Source organism: Ruegeria sp. CDSC052 (assembly GCF_059610685.1).
This window is the reverse complement of sequence record NZ_JBXWOB010000009.1, coordinates 44,868-59,616: the sequence shown is the minus strand read 5'-3', so window position 1 is coordinate 59,616 and position 14,749 is coordinate 44,868. Positions and strand designations below refer to the sequence as shown.

Genomic DNA, 14,749 nt, shown 5'->3' with positions numbered 1-14,749 from the left:
ACGGACAAAGTGGGTGTTCAAGGAACCTTTTAAAGTGCCTTTTCAATGAACTTTGAAAAAAGCTCACCCTGCGAATTGATCCTAAGTTTCGCGTAAATGTTGCGTCTGTGGATGCGGACTGTGCCTGGAGAGATGCCGAGAATTGTGCCGACAGCTTCTGCCGAATGGCCCTTCAATGTGAACTCAACAACTTCTCGTTCTCGTGGTGTCAGAACGCCATCGCCAAATGCCTGGAATGCTAGATCGACGCGACGACTAACGCCATTCGCTGCGGCGCCGCGGGCCATCGATGGAAAGTCACTCCAATGTTTGCAACAGGCTGCCCGAACGAGCGGCCATAGAGCGTGCAAATGGCGAATTTCCTTGGCGGAAAAAGGCTTCTCTGCTCGCATGAGCGAGACCACAACCATCCCAGCGCCTGGGATATCGATAAAGTAGCCAATTTCCTCTGCTAACCCAGTCCTTTTGTAATAGCTGCGATAGTATTCGCCCTGATAGAACCTGTCCGGTGCGATATCGCGCATGCGGTACAGACCCGGTGTTATCGGTTTTGTCGCGGCCAAAAAAAATGGATCAAGTACGTAGGGCCCGGCTTGGTAGTCCTCAACAAAAATACGCCGTTTGCTTTTGGGGAAATCGTCGTGAAGGTCTATTGGTGCTTCGGTTCCGACATGGCCAAACACTACAGTAAAATCGAATGGCGCGACCTGCCGTAAGCCATCTGCTAAAACACAGGGAAACTCTGGGGTTCCGATCTTCTCCACGACCCTGCCGGCCTCCTCCATCCAATCGTACACACGCAGCTCCAGATTTTCGAAAAGCACCCCTATACCCCAATTGTGGTATATACAGTTATTCCGAGTTATTGTTACTTTTTCCTTGTTTGAGTGGTATGCCAGTAAATGCCAAAAAATCAAGCAAAAGGAAAACGGCAGTATATGAGCTTTGACATGAGCGTCACCATGCAGACGATTGCGGAACTCCGAGGAGTGACCAAGACCTTCGGGAATGTGGTCGCTGCCAAAGACCTGAATCTTTCCATTGGGAAAGGAGAGTTCCTGTCATTCTTAGGCCCATCTGGTTGCGGCAAAACCACTGCACTTAGAATGCTGGCAGGTTTCGAGAAGCCAACCGAAGGTCAGGTGTTGCTCGATGGAGAAGTCGTCAACGACTTGGATGCGCACCATCGCCCAGTCAACATGGTGTTTCAGCACTACGCTCTTTTTCCTCACCTGAGTGTGTTCGACAACATCGCGTACGGCCTGCGCCAACAACGACCACGCGTAGACAAACAAACAATCGCGACAAAGGTTGAGCAAGCGCTGGAAACTGTCCGTCTTGGTGGATTTGGCCCACGTCGCATCTGGGAGATGTCTGGTGGTCAGCAGCAACGCGTCGCTTTGGCGCGTGCGATCGTAAACGAGCCCAAGCTTTTGCTGCTCGATGAACCAATGGCTGCTCTGGATCGAAAGCTTCGAAAAGAAATGCAGTTTGAACTTCAGAACCTGCAACGACAACTAGGAATAACTTTTGTCCTCGTCACGCACGACCAAGAAGAAGCGCTTTCAATGTCCGACCGAATTTGTGTGATGGAAGGCGGCAGTATTGTGCAGGTAGGCAGCCCACGTGAACTCTATGACATGCCCCGCAGCCGCTATGTGGCAGGATTTGTAGGCACCTCGAATTTCTTTGATGCAACCGTAACTGACGCAGCAGCCGAGCAAATCACTGTGCGTTTAGCGAGTGGCCAAAAGGTGCACGGAACTCCGGAGATCCCAATCGATGTAGGGCAGGTAGTGTGCGTCAGTATCCGTCCTGAACAGATCACGCTGACCCGCGCGCTACCCGCAGCTGAAATCGCTCTGCCAGTTACCATTCAAAATCGGATCTTCCTTGGGGAGCACACAGAATACCTTGCGCGCAACGAAGCACTGGGTGATTTCCACGTACTTGTGCCAAGGCAAGCGGAATTGAACGAGGGGACGTTCAATGCGGGAGAGCAGGCCTTTGTTTCATGGGGCGAAGGCGCACTGCTGATCCTGGAAAATTAACAAATCCCGCAATCCAACAACAGAGAGGTTCACAATGACCAAGGATAATGGGACTATTTCCAAGCAAAAGTTCATGGAAGAGCTTCGCCGGTACCAAAAGGGTTCGGTCACACGGCGACATTTTTTGGGCGTGACAGGTCTTGGGATGGCAACGGCCGTTCTGGGCACGGCTATGCCTGGGTTGCGTCCACGCCCGGCATTTGCTGCCGGAGACATTGGCGACCGAGTGATCCTCGCCACGTGGCCGAACTACCATGACGAGATGAACTTCGAAGCCTTCACGGAAGCCACTGGCGCTCATGTTCAGGTCAATGTTTTTGGCTCGAACGAAGAGATGTTGGCAAAACTGCAGGCAGGTGGGTCTGGTTGGGACGTTTTCGTACCGACGAACTACACGATCACTACGTATGTGGGCGAAGATCTGATCATCCCGCTCGATACGTCCAAACTGCCAAACTACGACGCAGGTTCATTCGAACAACGCTTTTCGGATGCCGGCTCTGTCGATGGCCAACTTTACGCGGTGCCGAAAAACTGGGGCACGACCGGCTTTGCAGTGAATACTAGCAAGCTTGACGGCGCTCCGACTCCAACCACATGGAAAGAGTTCTGGGACCTTACTATGGAAGGTTACTCAGGTCGGACAATGGTGCATGATTACCAACTCACCACCATCGGTAATGCCCTGAAATACTTCGGCTACTCCTTCAACTCGGTCGATGAGAAGGAACTGGCCGATGCCGAGAAATTGTTGCTGGATGCTAAACCGCATCTGTTTGCAATCTCGTCGGACTATCAGCCACCGATGCGTAACGGTGACGCCTGGATGACGATGTGCTGGACAGGTGACGGCAAGCAGATGAATGTCGACATGCCTGAAATCGCCTACGTTCTGGGAGCTGAGGGCGGTGAACTCTGGTCCGACTACTACGCTATTCCTAAGGGCGCACCCCATATGGATGCCGCTTATGCCTTGATCGACTTCCTGCTGAACCCGGAAGTTAATGCGAAAGAAGTCCTCGCTCATGGCTATCCATCGGCTGATGCTCGCACCAATGCGTTGCTGCCGAAGGAATTGCTGGAAGATCCGATCCTTTATCCGGCAGCTGACCTTCTGAGTGCGCTCGAGTTCGGCGCGGCGGCTACGCTAACCGATCCAAACCGTGCCGAGTTGCTCGCCCGCTTCAAGTCGGCCTAAGCGGCAAGGCCGCCAATATCGGAAAAGACGAGGACAATATGACCGAACGAGGCAGAAAAGCACTGTTGCTGGCACCGGCAGGAATATGGCTTTTGGTAATGCTTGCCCTTCCTCTGCTGGTCGTCTTCGTCTTTTCCTTTGGCGAACGGGGTGCCGCCGGAGGCTATGTTCCAGCGTTCACGTTGGAACAATATGCCAACCTTCCTGCGCGATGGACGGCGTTTAAGAACACTTTGATCCTTGCACCTCTGGGGACTATCGCTGCGTTGGTAATTGCCTACCCGCTCGCCTACTTTCTTGCGGTGCGTTGTTCACCAAAGTGGAGAACTTCGCTGTTGATCCTGGTGATCGTGCCGTTCTGGACATCGATCCTGATCCGGTCATACGCATGGATTTTCATCCTTGGGGGGCGTGGCTTGCCCGCTTTACTGGAGTCGATCGGCATCGATGATGTCCGCCTGATAAATACGCCGTTCGCCGTGCTTGTTGGGATTGTCTATGGGTATCTACCTTTGATGGTTTTCCCAATTTTTGTAAGCTTGGACAAACTGGATAAACGCCTTCTGGAAGCCTCGGCTGATCTCGGCTCTACCCCATGGCGTACGTTCCGTCAGGTGACACTTCCTTTGTCGGTACCTGGTATCGCAACTGGCTGCATGCTGGTCTTCATCTTGCTGATGGGCGAGTTTCTGATCCCAGCGATCTTAGGTGGCGGAAAGGTCTTTTTCGTCGGAAATGCGTTGGTGGACCTGTTCCTGCAGTCTCGAAACTGGGCGTACGGATCGGCGGTCGCAATGACTCTGGTTGTCGTAATGCTTGTCACTGTCTCAATTTACATGAAATTCATCTCGCGTCTGGGTGGCCAGCGCGAAGATGTCTCGCTGATGTGAGGATCCGATGCGCTTATACGCGATTTGCGTCTACCTTTTTCTCTATATTCCCATCGGCATCATCGCGCTTTTCAGCTTCAATGCCGGACGACACGCAAGCCAGTTCATGGGTTTCTCGACCCAATGGTATGGCAAAGCGCTCAACAACCCATTTGTTATGGACGCGCTCGAGACCAGTCTGCTTGCAGCATTCATAACTGCTTGCCTCGCATCCACTCTCGGAACTATGGCTGCCATCGCTTTACAAGGGGTTAAGGGATGGCTCCGAACTTTGTTCGACGCGATGATTTATGTTGCGATAATGATACCCGGTATCGTCATCGGTATCGCGACGCTCATTGCCTTGGTTACCGTATTCGGCTGGCTTAACCCAGTTCTTGCCAGCCTATGGCCCGATGGAGCAAATCCCCCGCAACTTTCCATGGGGATGCCCACGCTTGTCGCTGCGCACACCATGTTCACAATGGCGCTGGTCATAATCATCGTACGTGCAAGGCTATCGGGTATGGACCGCGCGCTCATGGAAGCTTCGGCGGACCTCTTTGCGACGCCCTGGGGCACCTTTCGGCAGGTGACACTGCCGTTGATAGCCCCGGCAATTTTGGCGGGCTTCCTGCTCAGCTTCACTTTCTCATTTGATGATTTCATCATCGCGTTCTTCGTAGCTGGCTCAGAAACAACCCTGCCAATCTACATATTCTCATCCATCCGGCGCGGCGTAACGCCCGAGATCAATGCCATAGGCACTATGGTTATGGGCGCGTCGCTCTTGCTTCTCGTTACTGCGCAACTTCTTTTGCGCCGAGGCGCCTCAAAATCGAATAGTTAAATAAAGGAGCCAAGTGACATGCGGCTTGCAGGTAAAGTCGCGCTCGTGACGGGCGCGGGATCGGGAATTGGTCGGGCGGGTTCAATGGCAATGGCGCAAGAGGGTGCGCATGTCATGGTAACGGATCGCGATGCAACACTTGCTGACGCCACTGTGGCCGAGATCATTGCACAGGGAAATCAAGCATCTGCCTTACAGCTTGATGTAACCGATGACGATGCCCTTACCAAAACCATAGACGAAGCAGTTAAAAACTTCGGTCGGCTTGACGTGTTGCACTCTCATGCTGGGTTACAGATCGAAGGAACGCTGGAAGAAGTGGAACCGGTTGGAATGGATGCTTCTTGGGCATTGAACGTCCGCGCCCACTTCATTGCCGCGCGTGCAGCCGTCCCCCATATGAAATCACAAGGTGGAGGCAGCGTGATCGTCACTGCTTCCAATTCTGGCGTTCAATACGACCGGGGTATGATCGCCTATGCGACCACAAAGCACGCAGCTGTTGCGATGGTCCGGCAGATGGCAGCCGATTACGCTGTCCATGCAATCCGTTTCAATGCCCTTTGTCCAGGATTTGTGGACACCCCCTTCAATGCAGGCTTCGAGAAGCAGATGGGTGGCCGTGCCAAACTGGAAAGCTACATCGAGCAGGCGATCCCTATGAGCCGGTGGGCGACAGTTGAAGAGATTGGCCATGGGATCGTCTATCTAGCTTCAGATGAATCCGCTTTTATGACTGGGCAAGCCTTGGTTATCGATGGCGGTGAATGCATTTAGTGATGGGTTGGACCACTCAAGAGAATGTCTATCGCCGCACTTCATTTTTTGCGAGCACATTTCAGTCCGCTTTGGGCTCAGCTCGGCCCGTTGCTCGCGCGGCAATACCGTTGTGATCGGCTGATCGAGACCGGCCATAGGAGGATCGGGGCAAGTCTTTGATCTTGTGTCATGTCGTTCAATGCACGGACGTTGGGAAATCAGGAGCCATAGTTCGCGCTTCAGGCGGCGAAACCAGGGAGTGAGCCCAAATTGTCGAATACTGCGGAGCCGTGTTAATGTCTGCATACGATGCTCTGGAAGCCAAAATGACCAAACACCCCAGTCAAGTGAACGATGAAAGACCCGCCATTCTCTGTGTTGCAGGCTTTGGTGACAATGCGAGCATGTTTGAAGGTTTGGCTGACACCCACCTCGCCAACAGCTATCGTTTGCTACCCATCAATCTTCCGGGATTTGGCGCTCAGCCTCTGGCAAAGGCAACAACTCTTGAAGCACTTGCACAAACCGTCGCCGACAAAGCGATCAAGCACGGAGCTGAGATCATTGTCGCTCATTCGGTTGCTTCAATCATAGCCTCCCTGGCCGCCAAAAGGGCCGACTGTCCTTTGACAACCATTATTTCTCTAGAGGGTAATATCACCGCCGAGGATGCCTATTTTTCTGGAACTGCCGCGGACTACAGTGATCCGGTTGCGTTTCGTGCAGCTTTTCTTGAGCGGCTTGATGAAATGGCGAAAACGGCACCAATCATCCGACGGTATCGTAATGAAGTATCGAAGGCCGATACTCTGGCGCTGTGGCAACTCGGCACCGACGCACGGCATTTTTCAGCAGGCTGCGTGCCCGGCGAGCTTTTGCAAAGCGCGGCAAATGTGATTTATCTCTACAATCCTGACAACTGTCCGGACAGCACCGTCCGGTGGCTGGAAGAAAACAAGATGGATCGGATTATTCTCGAAAACGCCACTCACTGGGCGAGCGTAGATCAGCCCAAAAGGCTTGCGGAAATGATTGCTGAGGCACTCCACCGATAGGCGAACGCAGCCGTTCACAATTGGATAGATGAAAGTTGGCTTTGTATTGGATTTCCGCAAGAAACGGGTCGCGGTGTCGCGGTCACGTAAGCTAATCCGTTAGGTAATAGTTAGTGACGGATTCAGAAGACATGACAAACCAACCCATGCCAGCAATGGATTTAACAGCCGGCGTCATGCTGCTTTTGCTCGCCGCGGTTTGGGGCGGGTCGTTCTTTTTTGGTGAAGTAGCCCTGTCAGAGGTGCCACCACTTACAATTACATTGCACAGGGTTTTTTGGGCGGTTCCTATTCTTGCGCTAATCGTCATATTCAAAGAACTGAGTGTTCCACGCACCCCTCGGGCATGGGGCGCTTACCTCGTAATGGGGGCGCTCAATAATGCCATTCCGTTCTCGCTGATCTTCTGGGGGCAAACGCAAATCGACAGCGGGCTGGCTTCAATCCTAAATGCAACGACAGCAATGTTTGCAGCGGTCGTGGCGGGTTTGCTTCTTAAGGACGAGCCCTTGACTCCGAAGAAGATAGCAGGTGCTGCACTGGGTATTTTGGGGGTGGCCTTCATTATGGGGCCAAGCGCATTGACCGAGTTCAATCCGAGCAATCTGGCACAGCTGGCTATTCTTGGGGCGACGCTCTCTTATGCATTTGCCGGTGTATGGGGCAGGACTGCTCTTTCGGGCCAACCACCGCTGGTGAATGCGCTTGGTATGCTGATCGGCAGCACAGTGCTTATGATCCCGATTGTTCTCGTGATGGATGGCCCCCCAAACTTGGCTCTGTCTTCTGGCGTATGGGCTGCGCTTCTTGGGATGGCCGCACTATCAACAGCACTGGCCTATGTTCTCTATTTCGCAATCCTTGCGCGCGCAGGTGCTGCCAACCTTCTTTTGGTAACCTTACTGATTCCACCGTTCGCTATCGGCCTTGGCGTTTCATTCCTGGGTGAAAAGATGGAGCCAGAGGCTTGGGTCGGGTTCGCCATCATTGCCCTTGGCTTTGCTGTAACCGACGGCCGGCTTTTCTCCCGCTTTGTCAGGCGCAAGCCCCAACAAGCAGAATGAGGCGCTTTCTAGAATACTATTGACCACCACATTACGGAGTGACGATCCTCGCCGTCACCAACTGACCCGGCCAAGCGTCGGGTCTATTTTTGAGTAGCGGACACCCCCAACCCGCCAGCACCAGCGACCCCCGTCAGCCCCCGGAACGAGACTCGCCAGCGGTCGTCTCAGCACCAGTGGGCGGGTCTCTAGTGGTCTCGCAGCGGCCTCTCTAGCGGTCAGAAATGCCCCGTGCTCACTCGTCCTTTGTCCTCGTTTCGCGCTTCGCAAAATGCCCCCGAAACCTCCCCAGTTTCTCGGAGGGTTTAGCCCCAAGAGCCTGTTGTCGTTCTATGATTGCGAATTAACCATAAGCGTGCAAATTTCACTCGGTTCGTGCAAATCGATGTCAATAAGTTTGTCTACTCACACTGCGTCGAAGATCTACCACCATCTGTGCATTTCTATTGAAAGCGCAGAACACTAGTTTTCCTCAGATAATTGCTGCTGGCTTTTTGTATCGAGCCTCGGGTGGTTGATGCAAAGGCCGCTTCTAGGGTTCGCTCCAGATTTGTTGGTTCCGTTCCCAGATCTTCTCGCCAATCAGGCAGTCATAGTCTGAGGGTGAGGTGTATTGCGCCTTCATAACCTCTCCTGTTGCTGGCGCTGACGCAATTTCCAGTACCAATTTTCGTCGTACGGCCTCCGCAAAGCCCTTCTAGTCAAGCACCGGGATTACGAATGAACCAGGTCCGCCTGTCACACAGTTCTGGTAGTAGACGTCAAGATCGTCGAAGTGCCACTGACTCCCCATACCTTCTTGGGTCATCAGCGGTAACCCATTTATAATAATCGACTTCGACAATACTGCCTCACGGGCCCGCAAAACCGGGCGGAAGTTGCGAAACATCAGCCGCGACAGCTGGTGAGGTCCAAACAAGGCCCGAAGCAAGTACAATCGCGGAAACCAAACCTTTCGACTGGCGCACTATTTGGGAAGCTGGTTGGTGGGTGGCATCAATTGCACTGATCATACCTGTAGTCCCCGTACTCCAGCCAGTTTGCCGAGCCTTCGCTAAAAATCAGAAATTCGGACCTGTCTTCCCCAAGCAGGGCGACGACAAATCCGGCCGGTGGCTCGGAGTTTCCGAAGTAACTGTAGGCCGTCATGGCTCTGATTAACTCGCCGTTGACCGTTACTCGTGCGTCCCACTCCCCCTCCGGGTTTTCCAAAATCATGGGTTCGATCACGCGTTCTATCGCTCCGCCTCCACAATAGACGATGCCTTCGGGTGCTTCGTAGGAGGCTCCCTGGCTGGCATCCGAAGCACATTCAGAACGAAGGGACCGAATTGCCGCGCTGGAACCTTTTAAGTCGAAGATTCCATAGCTGACATCTTGATCAATCATCGACAAATTAACCGATGCATTGGCCGCAAGCTGGTCCAATACAAAACCATAGTCCTGCTGACTATTGAAACTGATCTCGACGGGATAATTGTCAACGATCTGCAACACAGCGTTTTCAGCGCCAACCTGAAATGCCCCAACCTCGGTGGTGCCGTTCTTCAAAAAACGAATGGAAAGCCCTTGCTTCTCCGCAATGTCCTGGCTGTCCTCATATCCAGCTGGAGCAAAGCGAATACTGTTACACTGAAGCTCCAGCGTCATGTTTCCGGTCTGAATAAATGCATTGGGATTAGGCCCGGAACTGAACGACCACTCCGCCGATGCTGTGGTCGCCATTGCCATCATTAGCGTTCCAATGGAAATCGGTCTGAAACTCATTTTCTCTCTCCATGGTGTTGCGGTTTGCACTTTCATTCAGCAGAGATTCCGACCTGTTGCCCCCACAGCGAGGTCAGGAAGCAGGTGCGCCGTATTCGTTTGCGCCTTCTTGGGAAGGTCGTGTCAGCCACCAGATCATCAGAATGGAAAGAACGAATTGCAGAATTGAGACAACGACAATACCGGTCAAGCCCAGGACTGCCGCGGGTCCTCGCAATGCATCGGGGTTTTCGGTCCCTTGCTCCAATACCGAAAAGAACGCCACCCCACCCAGCATAACAAAAAGCGTTGTAATGCTGAGCGCCATCGGCAGCAGCAAGTACCAACCAGGTCGTCCTGTATCATGCAGCCTCCGCCAACCGGCGGCTAGCATTGGAATGAGAACGGCCAGTTGAAAAACAGAGGACAGAACCCGAGATCCTTGGCCTGTTTCGGGGTTTGTCCCGAACAGGATCGAATCCAACCCGGCAAAAACGGCACTTACGAGAACCACAAACAAGAAGAACCACCAGTATTCTGAGCGTATAGCCCGCCCGGAGAACTGGAAGTATTTCGAGAAACACGTTTTAACTGCTTCACCGAATCCCATCTTTCATTCCTTTCTCAGTTTCTGTGCGGCCTCAAAACATTTCGCCGCTCAGGAGAACACACTCTCCCCTCTGGGGACTCCCACTTACCTTTTTGTTTGAAAGCAGAAGCCTATCGTACGAGAGCGTAAAGAAGTTTACGCGCGGAAAAAGTATTGATTTATGAAAAAATATATTCGAACATACGAATTCGACACAACTTTTTTTACCTCCGTTGTTGTCGCTGTCGCCCGATCTACCGGGCCCTTCCGACTGCTGGAGTGAGTGCCGGCGGTCGGAAGGCACTTCACAATAATCCGGCTTGGGAGAACACGATGCTCAGACTTAACGTACTCGCCCTCTCTCCCAAGTTCGCTCTAGCTTTTACCAGTGACGTCATACGGCCATCACACGTTGTTGGCGGCCTCGGTAGTCAACGTAATGTCGTTCTGCCCCACAAGCCCCCCGCGGCAAGTTTTTGGGAAAGGTAGTCAAAGGATCGAGGTGTGTTCTGTTGGCTGCACAGACGCCAAAGCTTCAAACATGCGCATCCAATTTCACTAATTTCAAAGGAACCTGAGGGAGAAAAAAATGACTAACAAGAAGGTTATGATTGCAGGCGTGACATGTTTCGCATTGCTTGCAGCCTGCGACGACACGAGTACGTCCAGCGCGTCCGCCGAGCTCACGCCCGCTCAGCAGGCATGTTTACGGGATGTAGCCAACACGACGAACAATTCGCAAGTCGTGGTGCTCTCATCCGCGTTTAGCGAGGCGGGAACACAGGTCACTGTAGGCGTTGGTGAGGATCGCGCTCCGTGGAATTGCATTGCCTACAGTGATGGCACGACAGCTGGTATCGAGTTCCTTGGCGACGAAGGCGCATTGTAGTCTGTTCGCTGTGTATCTCGAAAGCACCAGTCGTGATCAAATTTGAATAACGGCAAGCTTAGACATTCAAACCTCGTAATAGGATTGGGTTTTAACATGCTCAATCATGCTAAGGTTGTAGAAAATGTCCGTAACCAACTCGGTTGTAATTGCGATCATTTGCACTTTTGTGGCCATTGTTTCAGTTCCAAAATACAGCATTGCACAAACTTGGGACATAGCATCACAGCACTCTGTCAGCGGCGTAACGGTGTATGATTCAGATGAGCTGCTAACTTTTGCCGGTCAGTTGGCCTTTGATCGGTCAGGGCGCATCACAGCGGTGGAGGTCGCATCAACGATCACGCAGATCTACCGAGAAGACGGCTATTTTTTGGCTGAGGCCTGGCCTGGCCCCGATGGGCAGAGCATTGTTGTTGATGAAGGGCGTATTCAAACCATCGAAATTGAAGGTGTAGATACGCGCACGTTCCAAACCTTGGAAAAGATCTTTCGCCCCCTCACCACCGCATATCCAATAACTCTCAAACAATTTGAGCGGGCGGTTATGTTGGCCGAGGACATACCTGATTTGGAATTGTCGACCGAACTTGATTATCCGGATCAGGCAGGTGCCAGGCTGAGAGTATTGGGAGAGCCTCTGCGCAAACAAGCCGGGAGTGCGACACTCGACAACCCTCCGCGTGAGCTTGGAGAAGCGCTCAGCTTTTATGTCGTACAAGAGTTTTATTCGACGCTGACCGTCGGGGATTTACTGCGCTTTGAGGGATCAGGCAATTACAATTGGGACAAAGACGAACACTCTTTGTGGGGCGCTGTTACCTATCGCACTCCGCTGAACAGCAATGGTCTCTACGGTGAGATTTTCTACGGAAACATAAACGCAAAACGTGACCTCTCGGGGGATTTTGCAAGAACGGATATTGACGGCGAGAACTTCACCGTCGCGATGGGTTACCCCGTGATCCGCGATGTAGCCCGATATGGATATTTTCTGCTGGATTATCGCCTTTCAAAAGCGGACTCAGTCAGTGGCGGCGTTCCATTGTCCAGTGACGCGAGCGTTGCTGGTCTTACGTATCTTTACGGGCAAAACTATCCGAAAGGGCAAGCTCTGGAAGCGGGGCTAACCTTATCTTTTGGTGACAATGACAATGACACGACAGACGCAAATTTTGACGACGGAGACTCTTCGTTCTGGCATCTGCGGGGCGGCATCGGATACGAAAGTCCACTTACGAACTTGTCACCCAACACAGCTTGGCGCACCGAGATCTGGGGCCAGTTCACAACCGACCGGTTGCCCTCGGTCGAGGAGTACTTCCTTGGTGATCGCTATGCATTGCGCGGCTATCGGTTCGACGAAGTAGACGGTGATTCCGGGGTTTCCGCGATTTTCGAAGTGTCTCACTCCTACTTTCCAAGTTCCCAAAGCATTCATCGCTTAACGCCTTTTGTCTTTTTCGACGTGGGTTACATCTCGAACAATGACCCAGCGAGTTTTGAAGTTGATAATGCTACACTGGCATCGACAGGTCTGGGTTTGGACATTGAGTTTAAGCAAAACCTTTTCCTGTCCGGATATGTCGGTGTCCCTTTGAGAGACGGCCCTTTGACCGACTCAGGCGATCCTGGCGCGTATCTTGCTCTGACAACAAGTTGGTGAGAATGTTATGAAACGGAACCGCATTGTTTTACTTACCGCAGCTTGTTTGGTCGCAGAGCTGGCCGCTACGCAGGTCGTCGCGCAGGGAAATCATTTTGGGTGGTGCCGTGGCGTAGGGAATCCGCACCAGTCGAGCCAAGGATGTGGGCAGGCCGGTGGGCAAGGGGCAGGCAATCAAATTACCGGCCCAACGCAGCCGGTGGCAAATCAGTTGCCGCCTAAAGGAACACAGCAAACGCCCACATCAGTTACTGTTCCAGTCCTTGCGCCGGGCGCGGTCCCGAACGCAATTCCCGGTCAGGTTCCTATTGCGACACCAATAGCGGTTCCAGGTCAGGTTCCCACGCCGGTCCTAGCGCCGACCCTAGTTCCGCCTTTGACACCAAACGCGACACCAAACCGGGTTCCGACAGCTGTTCCAAATCAGGTTCCCTCATTGGCTACCGGTCCTACCGCAGTGCCGCCGCAAGTTCCGACTGCAACTCCCAATCAAGTTCCGATAGCTATCCCTGGCCAGGTTCCGCCTCAAGTTACTGGCCCGACGGCTGTGCCGCCCCTTGTGCCAACAGCAATACCCAACCAAATACCAGTCGCAGTGCCAGGCCGTGTTCCGCAACCCAGCGGCACTACAGCGACGCCACCGCTTGTCCCAACCGCAACCCCCAATCAGGTTCCCACGGCGGTTCCTGGCCAGGTTCCACAGTTGACACCAAAACCTACGGCAACTCACGTGGCCGTCCCAGGACATCCGAAGCCACAAGGCGTCGTGACAATCATGCGCCCAAAGCCGAGGCCGACAACCGGTACTGTTCAGCAACCTGGCACAACACAAGTGACCCACCATTTAACCCACCAACGTAATTCTAAGAAACACGATCACGTCGCAGCAACTCCTGGACGGCATGACCCGCACGACCTGCCGAGGTTCCGCAGCGCAGCGGCCAAGGAAAACTGGGAATGCGTTGCCAGCGGATTTGGGCAACGTCGGTATGATGCCGGGCGCGGCGTGTTGCTGAACAGCGGGGCACTACGACACCTTGGAAATGTGGATGCGATGGCTCGTGATGTACCAGCACGGCACCCGAAGCATTCCGGATGCATTATCTCGGTCAAACGAAAGCAGCGCTGAAGCTCGCTGGGTAGGTTTTGCTCGGACAATGAGATTAATCGACCAATAGTTCGTCAATTGTCACCTGGTTAACTGGCTTTCGTATTGCCCTTATTCCCTGGCGTTTACGTTGGCTGACGTAGCCCAACAATGCTCCGTACCTATATTTACTTCAAATAGGCCAACAATCTAAAGTGCCGCACTTCCACGAAGAGCCTCCGACCATCTGGGCCGGTCAAATTAGGCAAGCGAAACTTTGAACGGCAACTTTGCAAAGTCAGCTTTGCCCGCGCTGTGCCGTTTCTCTTCCTCAGGGCACAGGAAACGCGGCGCGTGAATGTCGGCTTGAACGGCAACGCCGTATTCATCGCGAAGCCAGAGGCAGAAGCCGCGGACAAGCCGGACCTGCTCGGGAAGCGGTAGCTCGCGCGGCAGGGATGGGCGCAGTTCGCGGATGACTCTTGCATTCTTTCGGCGTTCCGAACGCTCAGCAGCGTTCCAGAGCTCCTCGGCGTTTCCTGTCCAGTTGATCAATTCATGAGACAGGAGGCCACCCTTTCTGCCCGGCGAAAACCGTCGTCTAACCCGCGCATCCCGGAAGGTGGTGCGCGCGGTGTAGGCGGCGGATTTGACGGCGGAGCGACCGTCGGCACGAGAATGCAGGATGTGCGCGCATCGTAGACCGGGCGCCGCACAGAGGTCGGTTTCGGGACCAAAGGCGACTTAGGGGATGAGCGCAGCATTTGTCGTTTGGGCGGGAACCGGGGGTATTCTGCATTCGTAAAAGATCGGCGGGGCGGAGAACAGTCGAACTTTGATCAACAAACCTGTCTGAAACCTGCCAGCACCGGTCTCACATAGAGGTGCCGAGTGATTTTGTCGACCGGCTGTTGGCTCCGGATGGG

At 53.4% G+C, this 14,749-nt stretch carries 15 protein-coding genes; 10 read left to right on the top strand and 5 right to left on the bottom strand.

From position 1 onward, the window contains the following. Positions 1–29 precede the first annotated feature (29 nt). Positions 30–785 (bottom strand): helix-turn-helix transcriptional regulator, encoded by a 756-nt coding sequence (locus tag AC2FIM_RS14655; RefSeq protein ID WP_246097276.1) that lies wholly within the window; start codon positions 783–785, stop codon positions 30–32. 153 nt (positions 786–938) lie between these two features. On the opposite strand from AC2FIM_RS14655, the gene AC2FIM_RS14650 reads away from it, so the two are divergent. The 7 genes from AC2FIM_RS14650 (at position 939) to AC2FIM_RS14620 (ending at position 7,846) form a co-directional block, all read left to right on the top strand. Continuing rightward, positions 939–2,051 (top strand): ABC transporter ATP-binding protein, encoded by a 1,113-nt coding sequence (locus AC2FIM_RS14650; protein WP_142638978.1) that lies wholly within the window; start codon positions 939–941, stop codon positions 2,049–2,051. Between the two features lie 34 nt (positions 2,052–2,085). Next, positions 2,086–3,249, top strand: a complete 1,164-nt coding sequence (locus tag AC2FIM_RS14645; protein WP_142638980.1) for an ABC transporter substrate-binding protein — start codon at positions 2,086–2,088, stop codon at positions 3,247–3,249. A gap of 38 nt (positions 3,250–3,287) precedes the next feature. After that, on the top strand, positions 3,288–4,139 hold the full coding sequence (locus AC2FIM_RS14640) for an ABC transporter permease (RefSeq protein ID WP_142638982.1): 852 nt from the start codon (positions 3,288–3,290) through the stop codon (positions 4,137–4,139). 7 nt (positions 4,140–4,146) lie between these two features. Continuing rightward, a complete protein-coding gene (locus AC2FIM_RS14635; RefSeq protein WP_142638984.1) occupies positions 4,147–4,968 on the top strand; it encodes an ABC transporter permease in 822 nt (273 codons plus the stop codon). Positions 4,969–4,986: 18 nt separating this feature from the next. Further along, positions 4,987–5,745 (top strand): SDR family NAD(P)-dependent oxidoreductase, encoded by a 759-nt coding sequence (locus AC2FIM_RS14630; RefSeq protein WP_142638985.1) that lies wholly within the window; start codon positions 4,987–4,989, stop codon positions 5,743–5,745. A 278-nt stretch (positions 5,746–6,023) separates the two neighbouring features. After that, positions 6,024–6,782 carry an alpha/beta fold hydrolase gene (locus AC2FIM_RS14625; protein ID WP_142638987.1) on the top strand — a complete coding sequence of 253 codons (759 nt, stop codon included), beginning with the start codon at positions 6,024–6,026 and terminating at the stop codon, positions 6,780–6,782. Positions 6,783–6,937: 155 nt separating this feature from the next. Then, positions 6,938–7,846, top strand: a complete 909-nt coding sequence (locus tag AC2FIM_RS14620) for a DMT family transporter (protein WP_496679436.1) — start codon at positions 6,938–6,940, stop codon at positions 7,844–7,846. A 697-nt stretch (positions 7,847–8,543) separates the two neighbouring features. Here AC2FIM_RS14620 and AC2FIM_RS14615 read toward each other — a convergent pair. The 3 genes from AC2FIM_RS14615 to AC2FIM_RS14605 form a co-directional block, all read right to left on the bottom strand. Then, a complete protein-coding gene (locus AC2FIM_RS14615) occupies positions 8,544–8,735 on the bottom strand; it encodes a DUF1194 domain-containing protein (protein ID WP_496679451.1) in 192 nt (63 codons plus the stop codon). 107 nt (positions 8,736–8,842) lie between these two features. After that, complete coding sequence (locus AC2FIM_RS14610) at positions 8,843–9,613, bottom strand: hypothetical protein (protein WP_496679443.1); 771 nt, start codon at positions 9,611–9,613, stop codon at positions 8,843–8,845. A gap of 73 nt (positions 9,614–9,686) precedes the next feature. Then, complete coding sequence (locus AC2FIM_RS14605; protein WP_142638993.1) at positions 9,687–10,202, bottom strand: DUF805 domain-containing protein; 516 nt, start codon at positions 10,200–10,202, stop codon at positions 9,687–9,689. Positions 10,203–10,770: 568 nt separating this feature from the next. Between AC2FIM_RS14605 and AC2FIM_RS14600 the strand changes: the two genes are divergently transcribed. The 3 genes from AC2FIM_RS14600 to AC2FIM_RS14590 all read left to right on the top strand — a co-directional run bounded on the left by AC2FIM_RS14600 (position 10,771) and on the right by AC2FIM_RS14590 (position 13,865). Beyond that, positions 10,771–11,070, top strand: a complete 300-nt coding sequence (locus tag AC2FIM_RS14600) for a hypothetical protein (RefSeq protein WP_496710022.1) — start codon at positions 10,771–10,773, stop codon at positions 11,068–11,070. 169 nt (positions 11,071–11,239) lie between these two features. Then, positions 11,240–12,736 (top strand): ShlB/FhaC/HecB family hemolysin secretion/activation protein, encoded by a 1,497-nt coding sequence (locus AC2FIM_RS14595; protein ID WP_496679724.1) that lies wholly within the window; start codon positions 11,240–11,242, stop codon positions 12,734–12,736. A gap of 832 nt (positions 12,737–13,568) precedes the next feature. Next, a complete protein-coding gene (locus AC2FIM_RS14590; protein ID WP_142638999.1) occupies positions 13,569–13,865 on the top strand; it encodes a hypothetical protein in 297 nt (98 codons plus the stop codon). Positions 13,866–14,084: 219 nt separating this feature from the next. On the opposite strand, the gene AC2FIM_RS14585 is transcribed toward AC2FIM_RS14590, so the two are convergent. Further along, on the bottom strand, positions 14,085–14,507 hold the full coding sequence (locus AC2FIM_RS14585; protein WP_246097288.1) for a MobA/MobL family protein: 423 nt from the start codon (positions 14,505–14,507) through the stop codon (positions 14,085–14,087). Positions 14,508–14,749 lie beyond the last annotated feature (242 nt).